This is a genomic window from Sphingomonas sp. (assembly GCF_035910975.1).
Lineage (GTDB): Bacteria > Pseudomonadota > Alphaproteobacteria > Sphingomonadales > Sphingomonadaceae > Sphingomonas.
This window is the reverse complement of sequence record NZ_JAMHWM010000029.1, coordinates 1188545-1206251: the sequence shown is the minus strand read 5'-3', so window position 1 is coordinate 1206251 and position 17707 is coordinate 1188545. Positions and strand designations below refer to the sequence as shown.

The following is a 17707-nucleotide window of genomic DNA, read 5'->3' as shown; positions in this document are numbered from 1 at the left end:
ACGGCGAAAGGGTTCACCGTTACGCGCGCGCAACGGCTATACTCCGACGTAAATGATTATGAAAATGCGGGAAAATTGGTCGGGGAAAGAGGATTCGAACCTCCGGCCCCTGCCTCCCGAAGGCAGTGCTCTACCAGGCTGAGCTATTCCCCGACCGGCGCCGTCCGGGACAAGCCCGGCGTGGCGAGGCGCGGCCTATACCGAGGGGGGGGTGAGCGCGCAAGGGCTGTTCGACGCGGTCCGGACGATCAGCCGCGCGCATCGAGCATGTCGTCGACCGCGACGAATTTCTCGCGCGGGGCGCCGGTGCGGGCGCGGGCCACCTCGGCGGCGTCGATCCGTTGCCAGTCGCGGAAGGTGACGACATCGACGCCGCGTTCGGCCAGGAGTGCGTCCAGCCCAGGCCGGCCCGGCTTGTCGCTGCCGCCGGCGCTGTCCTCGGCGATCTTGTCGACGATCGCGAAGCCGTCGGGGCGGTTGGTGCCGATCGTGCCGGTGGGCCCGCGCCGCGCCCAGCCGACCGCGTAGAGGCCCGGCGCGATCCGGCCCTCGTCGTTGGCGAAGCGCCCGGCCGCCTCGTCATAGGGGACGCCCTCGATCGGCGGCGTGCGATAGCCGATGCAGCTTACGACGAGGGTGGCCGGCACGGCATAGGTCTCACCGGTGCCGCGTGCCGATCCGTCGGCGCCGATCGCGGTGCGTTCGACGATCACGCGCTCGGCGCGGCCTTCTCCCTCGATCGCGACGGGGCGGGCGAAGAAATCGAAGACGATGCGGATCGGTGCGTCGCCGGTATCGTCGCGGCCGGCGAAGTCGCGCAGGTGCGTCACAGACTTGCGCTGGCCGGGATCGAGGGCGGCGTCGTCCTCGACCGGGGGCAGGTCGGCGGCATCCACGACCGGCCGTGCGCGGGCGAGGTGGCCGAGTTCGCCCAGTTCCTTCGGCGTCATCGCGATCTGATGCGGCCCGCGCCGGCCCAGGATCGTGATGTCGCCGGCATGGCCGCCCTTCAGCCGGTCGAGCGCGTGGCCGACGATGTCCGATCCACCCAACTCATCCTCGGTCTTGGCGAGGATGCGCGCAACATCGAGCGCGACATTGCCGTTACCGATCACCACCGCGCCGCCGCCGTCGAGCGCGGGGGCGAGCGCGGCGTGATCGGGATGGCCGTTGTACCAGCCGACGAAGGCGGCCGAGCCGACCACGCCGGGCAGGTCGTCGCCGGGGATGCCGATCGGCCGGTCGGCGGGCGCCCCTGTGGCCAGCACCACCGCATCGTAGAGTTCGAGCAGTTCCGCGATCGCCACGTCGCGGCCGACACTGACGTTGCCGACGAAGCGGACGCTCTCGGTCAGCGCAGTCGCCTCGTACCGGCGGCTGACCGCCTTGATCGACTGGTGATCGGGCGCCACGCCGGTGCGGATCAGCCCGAACGGCACCGGCAGCCGATCGATGATGTCGACGCGCACCGCGTCGCCGAACATCTTCTGCGCCGCCTCGGCCGTGTAATAGCCGGCCGGGCCCGAACCGATCACCGCGATATGGCGCATTGGGGCTTCTCTCCTGCGGTTTTGCGGTGATGCTAGCGGCTGAAGCGAGGAGGGCAAGGCGCTGGTGCTTGGCGCGCCGGCCTGATAGCGGGCCGCGCGATGAACCAACTGGAGATGATCGCCGTCGCGCTGGGCGTCGCCAACATCGCGCTCATCATCCGTCGCAGCATCTGGAACTATCCGGTCGGCATCGCGATGGTCGCGCTCTACGCGCTGATCTTCTGGGACGTGAAGCTCTACAGCGACGCGGCATTGCAGCTCTTCTTCATCGGCGCGCAGGCATATGGCTGGATCGCCTGGGCGCGGGCGTCCGGCGCGATGGGCGACATCGTGGTCGAGCGGCTCGATACGCGTGGCCGGTTGAGATGGGGCGGCGCGATGCTGGCGGGGGCGGCGGCGCTGGGCTGGGCGATGCACCGCTTCACCGACGCATCGCTGCCCTACTGGGACGCGCTGGTCGCGGCGCCGAGCGTGGCGGCGCAACTGATGCTCGCGCGGCGCTATCTGGAAAACTGGGTGGTGTGGATCGCGGTCGATGTGGTCGCGATCGGTCTCTACGCCACAAAGGGGCTGCTGCCGACGGCGGCGCTCTATGCCGGCTTCCTCGTGCTCGCGGCCGTCGGGCTGGCGACATGGCGCCGGGTCGAGGCGGCGCAGAGGGCGGGATGACGCGCGGTTTCCTGCTGGGCAAGTTCCTGCCGCCGCACAACGGCCACCTGCTGCTGTGCGAAGCGGCGCGCGCACTGGTCGACGAACTGACCATCCTGGTCTGCTGGTTGCCCGACGATCCCATTCCGGGCGAACAGCGGCTGGCGTGGATGCGCGCGCTGGTGCCGGACGCACGCGTCGTCGGCCACGGCGCGGTGGTGCCGCAGGCACCCGAGGACCATCCCGACTTCTGGGCGATCTGGCGCGGGATCGTGCGCGACGCGCATCCCGATCCGATCGATCGGGTCTTCGCGTCGGAAGCCTATGGGCACCGGCTGGCCACCGAGCTTGGCGCGAAGTTCCACCCGGTCGATCCCGAACGGCTGGCGTGGCCGGTTTCGGGGACCGCGGCGCGCGCCGATCCGTGGGCGCACTGGCCCAGCCTGCCGCGCCCGGTGCGCGCGCATTTTGCCCGGACCGTTTGCCTGCACGGCCCGGAGAGCACCGGCAAGTCGATGCTTTCCGCCGCGCTGGCGGCACATTACCGCACGCTTCATGTTCCCGAATATGGCCGGAGCTGGTGTGCGGAGCATGGCAATGCGCCGTCGCCGGATGATCTGATCGACATCGCCCGCACACAGGACGCTATGGCCATGTCGATGCGCGGCGACTGCGACCGGCTGCTGATCCTAGATACCGATCGGCTGATGACGATCGTTTGGGGGCAGATGCTGCACGGCCGGCGCGATCCGCGGCTCGAGGCGGGCGGGATGCCCGCCGATCTCTATCTGATGCTGGAGGGCGACGTGCCCTGGATCGACGACGGGACGCGGCTTTTCGGCGATCATGTGGTCAGGCGGCGCTTCGCCGACATCTGCCGCAACGAACTGTCAAGGCGCGGCGTGGCATGGGCGGCCATCGCCGGCCCGTTCGACGATCGCCTTTCGCGGGCGATCGCCGCGATCGACGCCCATTTCGCCATCGGAACGTCATGACCCGCACCATCTGCCTCCACGGACCCGAAAGCACCGGGAAATCCACGCTCGCGCCGCGCCTCGCCGCGCGGCTGGGCGGCGCGCTGGTCGAGGAATATGGCCGCACCTATGCCGAGGCGAATGGAATCGATTTCACGATGGCCGATCTCGTCGCCATCGCGCAGGGGCATGACCAGCGCACCCGCGACGCGATCGCGCGCGGAGGCGATCCGGTAATCCTCGATACCGATCCGCTGATGTCGGCGGTGTGGGCCGACATGTTGTTCGGCACGCGCGACCCATGGTTCGACGCCTGGGATGCGACAGCCGACCTCTACCTGCTGTTCGACATCGACCTGCCGTGGATCGAGGACGGCACGCGGATGTTCGGCACGCGCGAGTTGCGACAGCGCTTCTTCGATCTGTCGAAGGCCGAACTGGAACGCCGCGGCGTGCGCTGGGCGCCGGTTTCCGGGCAGGGCGAGGACCGTTTCCGCGCCGCGCTGGCAGCGGTCGAGGCGGGCTTTTAGGGTCCTGACCCTAGGACGCGATCGCCAGCCCGTCGCCGTTTTTGCCGACGGCGATGCGGCGCAGCACCTTGCCGGTCGCCATGTCGATTTCCGCGACACGATCGTGCGCGGTTTCCGCCGCGTAGAGCCGCTTGCCGTCGCGCGAGAACAGGATCGTCACCTGGCCGGTTTCCTTCGAGCCGCCCACGGTGATCGTCCGCGCGACCTTGAGCGTCCGGGCGTCGATAACCGACAGCGATCCGCTGGCGATGTTGCTGCTGACGATCCATCTGCCGTCCGGGCTGGCGGCGAGGCGGATCGCGACGGGATCGATCGCCACCTCGCCCAGCTTCTTCAGGCTGGCGGTGTCGAACACGCTAACGCGCGGCGCCGCGAGATCGCCGACGAACAGCCGCCGGCCGTCCTTCGTCAGCGCGATCGCTTCCGATTGGCCGCCGACCGCGATGTCGGCCAGCTTCTTCGCGGCGGTCAGGTCGATGACGCTGACCGTGCCGGACCGGATGTTGGCGACATAGGCGCGGGCGCGATCGGGCGAGACCTCGACCATGTGCGAGCTTTGCTGGTCGGTCTTTATGCCCGTCACGGTCCCGTCGGGGGCGATCACGGCGATCGAGCTACTGCCCTCCGCGCTCGCCACCAGCCGGCCGTCGCTCAGCCAGACGAGGCCATGCGGGCGCGCGTTGGGCGCGATGTCGATGGTGCGCAGCTTCGTCGCGGATTTCACGTCGAACACGTCGATCGTCGTGCCGCCATAGGCGACCACCGCCGCCTGCCGGCCGTCGGGCGAGACGGCGATTTCATGCGGCATGCGGCCGGTCGGCACGCGGGCGCGTTCCTTGCCGCTCTTGAGGTCGATGAAGCTGACGGTGTCCTCGCCCTTGTTGCCGACGATCAGCGTTTGCGCGGCGACCGGGACGGGCAGGGCGAGCAGGAGGGCGGCGACGAGCGATTTGGGGGCGAGGCGCATGGGGGATGTCTCCTTCGGCCCCAGCCTGGACCCGATGCCGCGCAAAGCAAAGCGCCGCCCGGCGGGATGCCGGACGGCGCCTGTGAACTGCACGGGAGGTAGAGGTCAGCGCTTCATCGAGGCGAGCGCGCCGCCCTGGGCCACCACACCGTTGAACGCCTCGACGAAGGCGGAGGTCAGCATCTTGCCGTCCTTCGACGTCGCATAGCCGCCGTTGGCGAAGTCGCCATACCCCATCGCGCCCATCTGCGCGCGCGCCGCATCGGCCCAGGGATTGCCGCCGTAGCCGCCGAAGCCGCCGATCGAGACCGAGGTCTTGCTGGTCTGGCCAGATCCGGTGACCAGCGTCTGACCGGTCGCCGGGCTGATGATGCGCAGGCCGGCGGCGACCGTCTTCTTCTTGCCGCCGAAGCCGCCGAGCATCCCGCCCAGCATGCCGCCGACCACCGGCACACGGCCGGCGACCGCGCCGAGCGCGCCGGAGCGCACCGCGCCTTCGACCAGCGCGGTCCGCGCGATGTTCATGCCCTGATCGACTTCCTCCTTGTCGCCGGCGATGGCGTTCATCAGGAAATCGGCGGGCTTGCCGCTGGCGGCGTTGTGCAGGGTGAAGCAGCCGCTCTGCGCCGCCATCGCGGCGATCAGGTCACGCGGGCTCGACAGGCCGTATTTGGTCCAGCCCTGGGTATCGCCGTCGACGATCGCGATCGAGCCCAGGCTCTGCTCGCACTTTGCCAGCACCGGTTCCGCGCCCTTCTGCGCCGCCGCCGGGCTAGCCGTCCAGCACAGAGCTACGCCCGCCGCCAGGACGGCCTTTCCAAAAAACTTCGCCATGACCCATCCCCTGTCGTCGGAATTGACGGGGAAGGGCTAGGCGTACGGGCGGCTGAGCGAAATTTACAACGCCCGTCAGAATCTTACAAAGCCTGTCGGGTGATGGCGGGCGTGGCTCAATCGACGTTGATGACGTTGTAGCGGCGCATTTCCGCCTGGCTGAGGCAGCGGAACACGGGCGGCCTCTCGCGGCCGGGGCGGCCGTCGCGCCAGGTGTCGGCGCGCTGGGTGTACATCACCTCCGACAGCAGCTTGCGCGAGATGCCCATGCGCAGCACCACGTCGATGTCGGACGCGGTCAGCATCGCCGTCTGCTGCTCGTTCTCCGCGATCCGCGCCATCAGCGCGTCGGGACTTTTCTTGCGCGACGCCGCCACCGTGCGATCGACGAAGCGGTTGTCGTTGACCACGGTCGCCATGTGCACGCCGAACTGGCCGCCGGCGTCGATCATGCGAATCGCGCCGCCGAAGAACAGGAAGTTGCACGCGCTGATGCACCACCAGCCTGTCGGGATGCGCACCGGGATGCCCGATTTGCGGATCACCTCGGCCGCCTGGTTTCCGGCCATCGCATGGCCGCCGGGCGAGCGCAGCCAGATCTCGTCGATCGTCCCCGGCTGTGCCAGCGCGGCCGACAGCGCGGCGGGCGTCTGCGCGACGACCCCGCCCTCGGCGACCAGGATGGTGCGGCCGTCGATCGCGCGCCGGGTAAAGGTCATCGGCGCCTCGCCGCCGACCTGGGCGGCGCCGACCGTGATCTGCGGGCAGGTGGAATGCATCGCCTGCGCCCGCGCCGTGCCCGGCATCGCGGCGACGGCGAGCATCGCGGCGATCAACGGGAATTCAGACCGCACTCGACTGCATCACATAGCCCGTCCCACCCGGCGCCTTGCACATGCGCTTCGATATGACCATTTCCTCGCCGTTGACGGTGGCGACGTCGCGCACGTTCTTGCACATTGATCCGTCGGCGAGGCGATTCTGCGCGGTGAGGGTCGAGGATCCCGACACGTCGGCGCGCGTGTCGCTCGACCAGGCGGCGGTGGTGCCGACCGGCTTTTCCAGCACATCGTTGGTCGCCTTCGCCGCGCGCTCGCGCTCGGCGGGTTCGAGCTTGCAGGACAGCGCGTCGGTGAGCGCAAGGTTGATCGTGCTGCCGGCCAGCCCGGCGACGATCCGCCCGCCCGCGCGCCCGACCGCGCTGGACGCGACCCCGCCGGCGACGCTGCCGAGCAGTCTGCCGAAGCCACCGCGCTTGCGGGGCTTGCCGTCGGCGCAGACGGCGGGCTTTGCGGCGGCCTTCTTGGGCGGTGGCGGTGTGGCTGCCGCGCCGGAAACGCCGCCCGCCGTCCAGGCGAGCAGGGCCAACAGCACGGCTGAAGTCGTCGCTCTGCGCATCGCCGAATCCCCAGTCCCAATGCCTCGTGAAAACGGCGCGACGCTAGCCCGGCGGCGCGGCGAAATCCATAGGGCGACAAGCATAGGCTGCACCAGCGGCTCTTCTTGCCGCGGGCTCCCGGCGGGCCTACATTCGATCGTCATGGCCCACCACCACCATCATCACGAACATCATGGCGCCGATCTGGCGCACGCCGCAGAGGCTACCCTGGTCAAGGCCGGCGAGCAGTGGACCGCGATGCGCGCGCAGGTGTTCGACGCGCTGGCGGGGTTCGACAAGCCGGCCTCCGCCTACGACATCGCCGACGCGGTATCGAAGGCGCAGGGCAGGCGGGTGGCGGCGAACAGCGTGTACCGTATCCTCGACCTGTTCGTCGGCGCGAATTTGGCGCGGCGGGTGGAAAGCGCCAACGCCTATGTGGCGAACGCGCATCCCGACTGCCTGCACGACTGCATCTTCCTGGTGTGCGACAGCTGCGGCCAGACCACCCACATCGACGACGACGCGATCACGCGGTCGGTGCGCTCGGCGGCGAAGGGCGCGGGCTTCCAGCCGGTGCGGCCGGTGATCGAGGTGCGGGGGAAGTGCGGGGAATGCGACGCGCCGGCTGAGGGCGCGGCGTAAGCTGCGGCGAGGTTAAAGGCGCGTCCGGCCGGCGGCGCTTGCCCGAACAGTTCGCGCTAATTATTGGTATAGTGGTCGGTATTCGAGGGACCAATCAAATATGGTGCGCAACACCTCGGTCACGATCGGCGACCATCTGAGCGGTTTCATTGACGATCAGGTCCGGGCCGGACGTTTCGGCTCGGCGAGCGAGGTCGTGCGGGCGGGCCTGCGGCTGCTAGAGGAAAATGAGGCAAAGGTTCGCGCGCTTCAGGACGCGCTGATCGCCGGAGAGGCATCGGGCGAGCCGGCTCCGTTCGATTTCGACGCGTTCAAGGCGCGCAAGCGGGCGGAAGCCGCCGCGCGGTGAAGGCGCTTGTCCTCACACCGGCTGCCGCCGAGGACATCGAGGATATCTGGGATTACAGCGCGGAACATTGGGGTGCCGACCAGGCCGATCGCTACACCGACGCGATCCGCGATGCTTGCGTCGCCGCCGCGGCGGGTGAGCGGCGCGGCCGGCCAGTCGATGTGCGCCCCGGTTATCTGAAGCTCTCGACCGGCTCGCACATGATCTATTTCCGCGATCTCGGCGATCTTCTGATGATCGTACGCGTCCTGCATGTCAGTCGGGATATTCAGCGCCACCTGTGACCGGGACGATCAGAGCGGCAGGGCGGCCAGCGCCTTCCGCATCCGCACCAGCGGCACGGCCACGCCGTCCACCATATCCACCAGCCGTTCGACCTCCACATAGCCGCACGCGCGGTACAGCGGTTCGCCCGCCATCGTGCCCATCAGTTCGACCGCGCCGAACCCCTCCGCTCGCGCCGCACCCTCGCATAGCGACAGGATCAGGCGCCCGACGCCGCGGCGCGCGAAATCCGGGTGGGTGTACATCGCGCGTACCCGCGCCGCCTCGGTCGCCGGATCGAGCAGGCGCGGTTCGCGGCCCGCCGAGTCATCTCCGCCATAGAGCGTCGCGCGCCGGCTCCAGCCGCCGCAGCCGGCGATCCTCCCTTCGCCCTCGACGATGAAATAGGTGCGGTCGGCGACCAGTTGCGTGTCGAGTCCCATCACCGCCCGGCTCGCCGCGACCTGCGCTGGCGACAGGAAGTCCGATTGCAGCGTATCGATCGCCAGCGCCATCAGGTCGCGCAGCGCCGGCAGGTCGGATTCGACCGCAAGTCTATGGTTAAGCGGTATCAATCGACACGTCCTTTCGACGCGGGTACACGGGGGTAATGTCAGACCGACCCGATACGCCGCTTCTTGATACGGTGAACACCCCCGACGACCTGCGCCGACTCGATCCCAGGCAGCTGCGCCAGCTCGCCGACGAACTGCGCGCCGAGACGATCTCCGCCGTGGGGCAGACCGGCGGGCACCTGGGCTCCGGGCTCGGCGTGGTCGAGCTTACGACCGCGATCCATTATGTTTTCGACACGCCGGCCGACAAGCTGGTGTGGGACGTCGGCCATCAATGCTATCCGCACAAAATCCTGACCGGCCGGCGCGACCGTATCCGCACGTTGCGCCAGGGCGGCGGGCTGTCGGGCTTCACCAAGCGCAGCGAGAGCGAATACGACCCGTTCGGCGCGGCGCATTCCTCCACTTCCATCTCGGCGGCGCTGGGCTTCGCCATCGCCAACAAGCTGACCGGCGCCGACGGCAAGGCGATCGCGGTGATCGGCGACGGATCGATGTCCGCCGGCATGGCGTATGAGGCGATGAACAATGCGGAGGCCGCGGGGAACCGGCTGGTCGTGATCCTGAACGACAACGACATGTCGATCGCGCCACCGGTCGGCGGGCTTTCCGCCTATCTCGCGCGGATGGTGTCGTCGAGCGAGTATCTCGGCCTGCGCAGCCTGGCGTCGAAGCTGACCGCCAAGCTGTCGCGCCGCGTGCACAAGACCGCGCGCAAGGCCGAGGAATTCACCCGCGGCATGGTGACCGGCGGCACGTTGTTCGAAGAGCTGGGCTTCTATTATGTCGGGCCGATCGACGGACATAACCTCGATCACCTGATCCCGGTGCTGGAGAATGTCCGCGACGCGAAGGAAGGGCCGGTGCTGGTCCATGTCGTGACCAAGAAGGGCAAGGGGTACGCCCCGGCCGAGGATTCGGCGGACAAATACCACGGCGTCCAGAAGTTCGATGTCATCACCGGCGCGCAGGCCAAGGCGCCTCCGGGGCCGCCAAGCTACCAGAATGTGTTCGGCGACGCGCTGGTGCGCGAGGCGGCGAGCGATCCGCGCATCGTCGCGATCACCGCTGCGATGCCGTCCGGCACCGGCGTCGATCGTTTCGCCAAGGCCTATCCCGACCGCGCGTTCGACGTCGGCATCGCGGAACAACATGCCGTAACCTTTGCCGCCGGCCTCGCCGCGCAGGGGATGCGGCCGTTCTGTGCGATCTATTCGACCTTCCTGCAGCGCGCCTATGACCAGGTGGTCCATGACGTCGCGATCCAGAATTTACCGGTACGGTTCGCGATCGACCGCGCCGGTCTTGTCGGGGCCGACGGCGCGACGCATGCGGGCAGCTTCGACATAACCTATCTGGCGACCTTGCCCAATTTTGTCGTCATGGCCGCCGCCGACGAGGCCGAGCTGGTCCACATGACTCACACCGCGGTGCTCCACGACAGCGGGCCGATCGCGGTGCGCTATCCGCGCGGCAACGGCACCGGCGTCGCGCTGCCCGAAACGCCCGAACGGCTGGCGATCGGCAAGGGCCGCATCGTCCGCGAGGGCAAGAAGGTCGCGATCCTGTCGCTCGGCACCCGTCTGGCCGAGGCGCTGAAGGCTGCCGACGCGCTGGAGGCGCGGGGGCTGTCGACGACGGTCGCGGACCTGCGCTTCGCCAAGCCGCTCGACGAGGAGATGATCCGCCGCCTGCTGACCACGCATGAGGTCGCGGTGACGATCGAGGAGGCGGCGGTCGGTGGCCTCGGCGCTCATGTGCTGACCTTCGCCAGCGACAGCGGACTGATCGATGCCGGGCTGAAACTCCGCACGATGCGCTTGCCCGACGTCTTCCAGGACCAGGACAAGCCCGACGCACAATATGATGAGGCGCGGCTGAATGCCGAGCATATCGTCGATACCGTGCTGAAGGCGCTGCGCCACAACAGCGATGCGGTGACCGGCGCGGTCAGCGCCTGACGGCGGATCGTCAGGCTGGCGTGGTTGAAGAGCGTCAGCCTTCGCGCGCGACCTCGCGCCAGCCGATATCCCGCCGTGCGAAGCCGGTCGGGAAATCGATGCTGTCGACCGCGCGATAGGCGGCGGCCTGCGCCTCGGCCACCGTCGCGCCGGTCGCGGTGACGGCCAGCACGCGCCCGCCGTTCGCTACCAGCGCTCCGTCGCGATCGGCGGTGCCGGCGTGGAACACGATCGCTCCCCCAGCCTCGGCCGTGCCGATGCCGCCGATCGCGCCGCCCCGATCGGGCGTGCCCGGATAGCCGCTCGCAGCCATCACCACCGTCAGCGCGGTCTCTTCACGCCACGCGGCGCTGACCGCATCCAGCGTGCCGGCATCGGTCGCCATCAGGATTTCGAGCAGATCGCCGTCGAGCCGCGGCATCAGCACCTCGCATTCCGGATCGCCGAACCGCGCATTATACTCGATCAGGCTCGGGCCGTCCGCCGTCAGCATAAGCCCGGCATAGAGCACGCCCTGGAACGGGTGGCCGATCCGCGCCATCGCCTGAACGGTCGGGCGGACGATCTCGTCGATCGCGCGTTGCTCCAGTTCGGGCGTCAGGACGCGCGCGGGAGAATAGGCGCCCATTCCGCCGGTGTTCGGGCCGGTATCGCCGTCGCCCACCCGCTTGTGATCCTGCGCGCTGCCGAAGGGGAGCAGGTGGGTGCCGTCGGTCAGCACGAACAGGCTGGCTTCCTCGCCCTCCAGGAATTCCTCGATCACCGCTTCGGCCCCGTTCGCGTCGAACAAGGCGACCAGCGCGGCGTCGGCCTCCTCCGCCGTGGTGGCGATGGTCACGCCCTTGCCGGCCGCCAGCCCGTCCGCCTTGATGACCACCGGCAGGCCGAATTCGCCCACCGCCGCGCGCGCGCCGTCGAGCGCGTGGACGCGTTCGTAGCGCGCGGTCGGGATATTCTCCCGCGCGCAGAGATCCTTGGTGAACCCCTTCGACCCTTCGAGCTGGGCGGCGACCTTGCCGGGGCCGAACACGCCGACGCCAACCGCGCGCAGATTGTCGGCAAGACCAGCGACCAGCGGCGCCTCCGGCCCGATCACGACAAAGCCGATATGCTCGCGCCGGCAGAAGTCGATGACGGCGCGGTGATCGTCGGGCGACAGGTCGACGAGGGTCGCGTGCGCCGCTATGCCGGGATTGCCCGGCGCGGCGAACAGACGTGTCAGGCGCGGCGATTGCGCCAGCTTCCACGCGAGCGCATGTTCGCGGCCGCCCGACCCAAGCAACAGGACATTCATGGCCGACCCCTTCCCCGACGACGCTTACCCGGCCGGGCTGGTAGCCGAGGAGCGGCCGGGCAGCAACGCGCCCGACATGTCGGTCAGCGAACTGTCGGCCAGGCTGAAGCGCGTGGTGGAGGGCGAGTTCGGCCACGTCCGCCTGCGCGGCGAGATTTCGGGGTGGAAGCGCGCCGCGTCGGGCCATTGCTACCTGGCGCTGAAGGACGATGCGGCCGTGATCGACGGCGTCATCTGGCGCGGCGCGGCGGCGGCGCTGCCGTTCAGTCCGGCCGACGGCGTCGAGGTAATCGCCACCGGCAAGCTGACCACCTATCCCGGCCGCTCGAAATACCAGATCGTCATCGACCGGATGGAACTGGCCGGCGAGGGCGCGCTGATGGCGCTGCTCGAAAAGCTCAAGGCCAAGCTGGGCGCGGAGGGGCTGTTCGATCCGTCGCGCAAACAGGCGCTGCCGTACCTGCCGCGCGTGATCGGCGTCGTCACCTCGCCGACCGGTGCGGTGATCCGCGACATCATCCATCGGCTTGAGGACCGCTGCCCGACGCATGTGCTGGTCTGGCCGGTGAAGGTGCAGGGCGTCGGCGCGGCGGAGGAGGTGGCGGCGGCGGTGCGCGGCTTCGACGCGATCACGTCCGGCGGGCCGGTGCCGCGTCCGGACCTCGTCATCGTCGCGCGTGGCGGCGGATCGATCGAGGATCTGTGGGCGTTCAACGAGGAAGTCGTGGTGCGCGCCGTCGCCGACTGCTCGATCCCGATTATCTCGGCGGTGGGCCACGAGACCGACACAAGCCTGTGCGATCACGCCGCCGACCTGCGCGCGCCGACACCCACGGCAGCGGCGGAGATCGCGGTGCCGGTGCTGTCCGACCTGCGGCACACGATCGCCAGCCATGCCTTGCGCGCAGAACGCTGCGCACGTCGCTATCATGAACGGGGCGGGGAGCGGCTGGCGGCGCTGGCCCGGATCATGCCCAAACGCGACGCGATCCTGGGGCCGCAGCGCCAGCGTGCCGACGATCTCGCCCAGCGGCTCGGCCTCGCGCTCGAACGCCGGGTGGGCACGGCACGCCGCGAGCTCGATCGCACGGCGGGCGCGCTCCGGCCGGCGATCCTCGACGCGCGGCTGGCGCGGGCGCGCGACCGGCTGGCCGATCTCGGCCGGCTGCTGGTCAGCGTCGATCCCGAAAAGCCGCTGGAGCGCGGCTATGCCTGGGTCGCCGCGCGGCCGGGCGGGGCGGTCGTCTCCGACGCCGTCGCAGCGCGCGCGGCGAGCGGCCTGACGCTCCATTTCCGCGACGGCGCCGTCGACGTCCGGCTTGAGCGGCCGGGCGCGAAGCCTCATAACCCAACCAAGCCCGAGCAGCCGACGCTGCTGTAACCCAATCGAGAGACGCGACGATGCTGATGTCCAAATCCGACCGGCCGGCCAAGGTCCATTACATGGCCAACGGCTTTCGCGTGCTCGCGGCGGGCGATCATGTCGTCTGCGGCCGTTCGGGTGCGCGCATCCCGATCGAGGAATTGCGCTACTGGAGCGTCGCCACGCAGGAACCCTATGCCAGCGCGCAGCTCGCCAGCGAGGCGCTCGCCCCGCGATGAGGGCTGCGCGGGTGGCGGCGCTCGCCGTGCTGGGCGGCTGCGCGGCGGTTCCACAGGTAGCGGAAATCCCGCCAGCGCGGGTCCAGCCGCCGCCCGAGCGCGCCACACAGGCCCCGGCGCGCGCCGGCTTCGCGTTCGAGGGTGCGATGATCCAGGGCGGGGCGGTGTTGGGAACCGCGCCGTCGCATAGCGTCCGGCTGTCGCTCGACGGCAAGCCGGTCGCGCTGGCGGCCGATGGTCGCTTCCTCATCGCCTTCGATCGCGATGCCGCGCCGGTAGCGACACTGAGCGCCACGCTGGCGGGCGGAGGCGAGGCGCGCGAGACGCTGGCGGTCGCTCCGCGCGACTGGCGGATCGAGCGGCTGCCGACGCTGCCGCGCGTGTCGCAGCCTTCGGCCGAGTTCCAGCGACGCCGCCCGGGCGAACTCGCCCAGATCGCCGCCGCTCGCACGGTCGCGTCGGACAGCCAGGGCTGGCGCCAGCGCTTCGTATGGCCCGCCACCGGCCGCATTTCCGGCCTGTTCGGGGCGCAGCGCGTCTATGCCGGCGAGCCTGGCGCCTATCATTCGGGCGTCGATGTCGCGCGGCCGACCGGTACGCCGATCGTCGCGCCCGCCGACGGCGTGGTCACGCTGGCGGCGCCGGCTGACTTCACGCTGGAGGGACGGCTGCTGATGCTCGATCACGGGATGGGGCTGAACAGCGCCTTCCTCCACCTGTCGCGGATCGACGTGCGGGTCGGTGACCGCGTCCGGCAGGGGCAGGTGATCGGCGCGATCGGCGCGACCGGCCGCGCGACGGGCCCGCACATGCACTGGGGCATGAAATGGAACGATGCGCGGATCGATCCGCTATTGCTCGTTGGACCGATGCCCTGAAACATCGCCCCGGTTGATGGTTAACCCGGTATCGTCCGCGCCGCGGCCGATGCTGTTCGGCGGTTGTCCGCAAGTAAAACAGCCCACAGTTCGCCTTCAACAAGGCGTACGGGGACTGGTTGGGGCCTGGGCGGCAACTGCTCCTGCGCCAGGTTGCGTGGCAATTACGAAGGCGCCGTCAAGTTCGGCGACGGTCAGGACGACGCCCGCCTGACGCAGGACCTTGACCGGCCCGGCCTGCTCGACGGCGCCAATGGTGCGCCCGCCAACCAGCGCGCCCACGCCTTCGAGCTGTTCGGCACGGCGGAGGTGTTCGACGGTTTCCGCGTCGGTGCGAACATGTTGTTCGATTCAGCGCACGCAGGTCGATGTCAACTTCCGTTCAAAGCTCGATTACAACGAGTTCGGCGAGAATGCGGACGGCAGCCCGAACACGGATTGCGGCCTGCCGCTCGGCTGCCAGACGCCGCGCTACGTGCGGTTCACGATCGGCCTGCGCTTCGGTGAGGGTCGCAAGGACTTGACCTCACGGCAGCGCAAGGCATCTCAAATGGGAAGCGACACGGTTCGTGCCGCCCCCTTTTCATGCCGGAGGCGGTGGCGCGTGCCGCGCCTGCCTCCGATATGGATCGCCGCTGCCGGCCCCCGGCGGCATCACGTGACGCTCAGGTTCAGTTTTCCGTCGCCCTCGTCGACCTGCACGACCGACCCGTCCTTCACCTCGCCCTTCAGGATCAGGTCGGCAAGCGGATCCTGAAGGTAGCGCTGGACCGCGCGTTTCAGCGGTCGCGCGCCGTACACGGGATCATATCCGACACGGCCCAGCCACGCCTTGGCGGCATCGGTCAGCGCGACCGTCACCTTGCGATCGGCCAGCAGCTTGCCCAGCCGGGCGACCTGGATATCGACGATCGGCGCCATATGCTCGGCCGCCAGCCGGTGGAACAGGATGATCTCGTCGAGCCGGTTGAGGAATTCGGGGCGGAAGTGGGCGCGCACCACCTCCATCACTTGTGGCTCGACCGACGCGACATCCTCGCCGTCGCCCAGCCCGGCCAGATACTGGCTGCCCAGATTGCTGGTCAGGATGATGAGCGTGTTGCTGAAATCGACCGTTCGGCCCTGACCATCGGTCAGGCGGCCGTCGTCGAGCACCTGGAGCAGGACGTTGAACACGTCGGGGTGTGCCTTCTCCACCTCGTCGAACAGCACGACCTGATAGGGGCGGCGGCGCACCGCCTCGGTCAGCACGCCGCCTTCCTCATAGCCGACATAACCCGGCGGCGCGCCGATCAGGCGGGCGACGGCGTGCTTCTCCATGAACTCGCTCATGTCGACGCGGACCATCGCGGTCGGGTCATCGAACAGGAATTCGGCCAGCGCCTTGGTCAGTTCGGTCTTGCCGACGCCGGTCGGCCCCAGGAACAGGAAGCTGCCGAGCGGCCGGTTTGGGTCCTGCAACCCGGCGCGCGAGCGGCGTACAGCGGTGGCGACCGCACGTACCGCGTCGGCCTGACCGATCACGCGCCGGCCGATCGTCGTCTCCATGTCGAGCAGCTTCTCGCGCTCGCCCGACATCATCCGCTCGACCGGGATGCCGGTCCAGCGCGCGACGACGCCGGCGATGTCGTCGGCGGTGACTTCCTCGCGCAGCATCGCCGCGCCGGCCTGCGCCTGTGCGTCGTCGAGCTGCTTCTGGAGCGCGGGCAGGGTGCCGTAGCTCAGCTCCGACATCTTCGCGAGGTCGCCCGCGCGCTGCGCCTGCTCGAGCTCCAGCCTGGCCGCCTCAAGCTGCTCCTTCAGCCGCGCCTCGCCGGCGATCTTGTCCTTTTCCGCCTGCCAGCGCGTCGTCAGTTCGGCCGATTGCTGCTCAAGGTTGGCAAGTTCGCCTTCGAGAACGGTCAGCCGGTCGCGCGACGCCGCATCGCTCTCGCGCTTCAGCGCCTCGCGCTCGATCTTGAGCTGGATGATGCGGCGGTCGAGGTTCTCGATCTCCTCGGGTTTCGATTCGACCTCCATGCGGATGCGGCTCGCCGCCTCGTCCATCAGGTCGATCGCCTTGTCGGGCAGGAAGCGGTCGGTGATGTAGCGGTTCGACAGCGTCGCCGCGGCGACGATCGCGCCGTCGGTGATCCTGACGCCGTGGTGCAGCTCGTATTTCTCCTTCAGGCCGCGAAGGATCGAGATGGTGTCGGGCACGGTCGGCTCGTCGGCATAGACCGGCTGGAAGCGCCGCTGGAGCGCGGGGTCCTTCTCGACGTACTTGCGATACTCGTCGAGCGTGGTGGCGCCGATGCAGTGAAGCTCGCCGCGCGCCAGCGCGGGCTTGAGCAGGTTCGACGCATCCATCGCGCCATCGGTCTTCCCCGCGCCGACCAGCGTGTGCATCTCGTCGATGAACAGCACGACCTCGCCGTCCGCCGCGCGCACTTCGTCGAGCACGCCCTTCAGCCGTTCCTCGAACTCGCCGCGATATTTGGCGCCCGCGATCAGGCTGCCCATGTCGAGCGCCATCAGGCGGCGGTCCTTCAGCGTGTCCGGCACGTCGCCGTTGGCGATGCGCAGCGCCAACCCTTCCGCGATCGCGGTCTTGCCGACGCCCGGCTCGCCGATGAGGACGGGGTTGTTCTTGGTCCGCCGCGCGAGGATCTGGATGGTGCGGCGGATTTCCTCGTCGCGGCCGATCACGGGATCGAGCTTGCCGTCGCGGGCCGCCTGGGTCAGGTCGCGCGCGAATTTCTTCAGAGCGTCATAGCGGTCCTCGGCGCCCGCGGTGTCGGCGGTGCGGCCGCCGCGCATCTGGTTGATCGCGGCGTTGAGCTTTTCGGCCGAAGCGCCCGCCGTCTGCAGTGCCTTGCCGGCGGCGGTGTTGAGGCCGAGCGCCAGCGCGACCAGCAGCCGTTCGACGGTGACATAGCTGTCCCCCGCCTTCTGCGCGATCTGCTCGGCGGTATCGAGCACGCGGACGGCATCGTTGTTCAGCCCCGGCGTCGATTGCGCGCCGCCGCCCGACACCACCGGCACCTTCGCCAGCGCGAGATCGGTTTCGGCCACCGCCTTCTTCGCGTCGCCGCCCGCCGCGCCGATCAGGCCGGCAGCCATGCCCTGTTCGTCCTCCAGCAGCGCCTTCAGCATATGCTCGGGCGCGATCTGCTGGTGCGACATGCGGATCGCGACGGTCTGCGCCGATTGCAGGAAGCCCTTCGCGCGATCGGTGAATTTCTCGAGGTTCATGCTATCCCCTGGTCAGTCGTACCG

The 17707-nt window shown here is 69.2% G+C and carries 19 protein-coding genes and 1 tRNA gene; 11 read left to right on the top strand and 9 right to left on the bottom strand.

Annotated elements, in window-relative coordinates; genetic code table 11:
- Positions 1-76: 76 nt before the first annotated feature.
- A tRNA-Pro gene (locus tag VYI76_RS12190) sits at positions 77-153 on the bottom strand.
- A 95-nt stretch (positions 154-248) separates the two neighbouring features.
- Entirely contained in the window at positions 249-1550 is a 1302-nt protein-coding gene (locus VYI76_RS12185; RefSeq protein ID WP_326525000.1) for an FAD-dependent oxidoreductase, read from the bottom strand.
- A 99-nt stretch (positions 1551-1649) separates the two neighbouring features.
- On the opposite strand from VYI76_RS12185, the gene pnuC reads away from it, so the two are divergent.
- The 3 genes from pnuC to VYI76_RS12170 are packed head-to-tail and all read left to right on the top strand — an operon-like array spanning position 1650 to position 3702.
- Positions 1650-2219: a nicotinamide riboside transporter PnuC gene (gene pnuC / locus VYI76_RS12180; protein WP_326524999.1), complete on the top strand. Its 570-nt coding sequence runs from the start codon at positions 1650-1652 to the stop codon at positions 2217-2219.
- A complete protein-coding gene (locus tag VYI76_RS12175) occupies positions 2183-3193 on the top strand; it encodes an AAA family ATPase (RefSeq protein WP_326524998.1) in 1011 nt (336 codons plus the stop codon). Before pnuC ends, VYI76_RS12175 begins: the two co-directional genes overlap by 37 nt.
- The gene (locus VYI76_RS12170) at positions 3190-3702 is read left to right on the top strand and encodes an ATP-binding protein (RefSeq protein ID WP_326524997.1); all 513 of its coding nucleotides are present in this window, start codon (positions 3190-3192) and stop codon (positions 3700-3702) included. The genes VYI76_RS12175 and VYI76_RS12170 overlap by 4 nt, the downstream gene beginning before the upstream one ends.
- A 10-nt stretch (positions 3703-3712) precedes the next feature.
- On the opposite strand, the gene VYI76_RS12165 is transcribed toward VYI76_RS12170, so the two are convergent.
- The 4 genes from VYI76_RS12165 to VYI76_RS12150 all read right to left on the bottom strand — a co-directional run bounded on the left by VYI76_RS12165 (position 3713) and on the right by VYI76_RS12150 (position 6901).
- Positions 3713-4669, bottom strand: a complete 957-nt coding sequence (locus VYI76_RS12165) for a cytochrome D1 domain-containing protein (RefSeq protein ID WP_326524996.1) — start codon at positions 4667-4669, stop codon at positions 3713-3715.
- A gap of 105 nt (positions 4670-4774) precedes the next feature.
- On the bottom strand, positions 4775-5503 hold the full coding sequence (locus VYI76_RS12160) for an SH3 domain-containing protein (RefSeq protein WP_326524995.1): 729 nt from the start codon (positions 5501-5503) through the stop codon (positions 4775-4777).
- 116 nt (positions 5504-5619) lie between these two features.
- A complete protein-coding gene (locus VYI76_RS12155) occupies positions 5620-6357 on the bottom strand; it encodes a hypothetical protein (RefSeq protein ID WP_326524994.1) in 738 nt (245 codons plus the stop codon).
- Positions 6347-6901 carry a hypothetical protein gene (locus VYI76_RS12150; RefSeq protein WP_326524993.1) on the bottom strand — a complete coding sequence of 185 codons (555 nt, stop codon included), beginning with the start codon at positions 6899-6901 and terminating at the stop codon, positions 6347-6349. The genes VYI76_RS12155 and VYI76_RS12150 overlap by 11 nt, the downstream gene beginning before the upstream one ends.
- A 142-nt stretch (positions 6902-7043) precedes the next feature.
- Here VYI76_RS12150 and VYI76_RS12145 point away from each other — a divergent pair, with 142 nt between their 5' ends.
- From VYI76_RS12145 to VYI76_RS12135, 3 genes are all read left to right on the top strand, one after another.
- On the top strand, positions 7044-7526 hold the full coding sequence (locus VYI76_RS12145; RefSeq protein WP_326524992.1) for a Fur family transcriptional regulator: 483 nt from the start codon (positions 7044-7046) through the stop codon (positions 7524-7526).
- Positions 7527-7626: 100 nt separating this feature from the next.
- Positions 7627-7875, top strand: a complete 249-nt coding sequence (locus VYI76_RS12140; protein WP_326524991.1) for a type II toxin-antitoxin system ParD family antitoxin — start codon at positions 7627-7629, stop codon at positions 7873-7875.
- A complete protein-coding gene (locus VYI76_RS12135) occupies positions 7872-8159 on the top strand; it encodes a type II toxin-antitoxin system RelE/ParE family toxin (protein WP_326524990.1) in 288 nt (95 codons plus the stop codon). Before VYI76_RS12140 ends, VYI76_RS12135 begins: the two co-directional genes overlap by 4 nt.
- A 9-nt stretch (positions 8160-8168) precedes the next feature.
- On the opposite strand, the gene VYI76_RS12130 is transcribed toward VYI76_RS12135, so the two are convergent.
- A complete protein-coding gene (locus VYI76_RS12130; protein ID WP_326524989.1) occupies positions 8169-8714 on the bottom strand; it encodes a GNAT family N-acetyltransferase in 546 nt (181 codons plus the stop codon).
- A gap of 35 nt (positions 8715-8749) precedes the next feature.
- Here VYI76_RS12130 and dxs point away from each other — a divergent pair, with 35 nt between their 5' ends.
- Entirely contained in the window at positions 8750-10675 is a 1926-nt protein-coding gene (gene dxs, locus VYI76_RS12125; RefSeq protein ID WP_326524988.1) for a 1-deoxy-D-xylulose-5-phosphate synthase, read from the top strand.
- Positions 10676-10709: 34 nt separating this feature from the next.
- Here the strand turns inward: dxs and purD are convergent, their stop codons facing one another.
- Positions 10710-11969, bottom strand: a complete 1260-nt coding sequence (purD, locus tag VYI76_RS12120) for a phosphoribosylamine--glycine ligase (protein WP_326524987.1) — start codon at positions 11967-11969, stop codon at positions 10710-10712.
- Here purD and xseA point away from each other — a divergent pair.
- From xseA to VYI76_RS12100, 4 genes are all read left to right on the top strand, one after another.
- On the top strand, positions 11968-13350 hold the full coding sequence (gene xseA / locus VYI76_RS12115; protein WP_326524986.1) for an exodeoxyribonuclease VII large subunit: 1383 nt from the start codon (positions 11968-11970) through the stop codon (positions 13348-13350). The genes purD and xseA overlap by 2 nt on opposite strands.
- A 20-nt stretch (positions 13351-13370) precedes the next feature.
- Positions 13371-13571: a DUF2093 domain-containing protein gene (locus VYI76_RS12110; protein WP_326524985.1), complete on the top strand. Its 201-nt coding sequence runs from the start codon at positions 13371-13373 to the stop codon at positions 13569-13571.
- Positions 13568-14449 (top strand): M23 family metallopeptidase, encoded by an 882-nt coding sequence (locus tag VYI76_RS12105; RefSeq protein ID WP_326524984.1) that lies wholly within the window; start codon positions 13568-13570, stop codon positions 14447-14449. The genes VYI76_RS12110 and VYI76_RS12105 overlap by 4 nt, the downstream gene beginning before the upstream one ends.
- A 153-nt stretch (positions 14450-14602) precedes the next feature.
- The gene (locus VYI76_RS12100; protein ID WP_326524983.1) at positions 14603-14956 is read left to right on the top strand and encodes a hypothetical protein; all 354 of its coding nucleotides are present in this window, start codon (positions 14603-14605) and stop codon (positions 14954-14956) included.
- A gap of 147 nt (positions 14957-15103) precedes the next feature.
- On the opposite strand, the gene clpB is transcribed toward VYI76_RS12100, so the two are convergent.
- Entirely contained in the window at positions 15104-17683 is a 2580-nt protein-coding gene (gene clpB, locus VYI76_RS12095) for an ATP-dependent chaperone ClpB (protein WP_326524982.1), read from the bottom strand.
- Positions 17684-17707 lie beyond the last annotated feature (24 nt).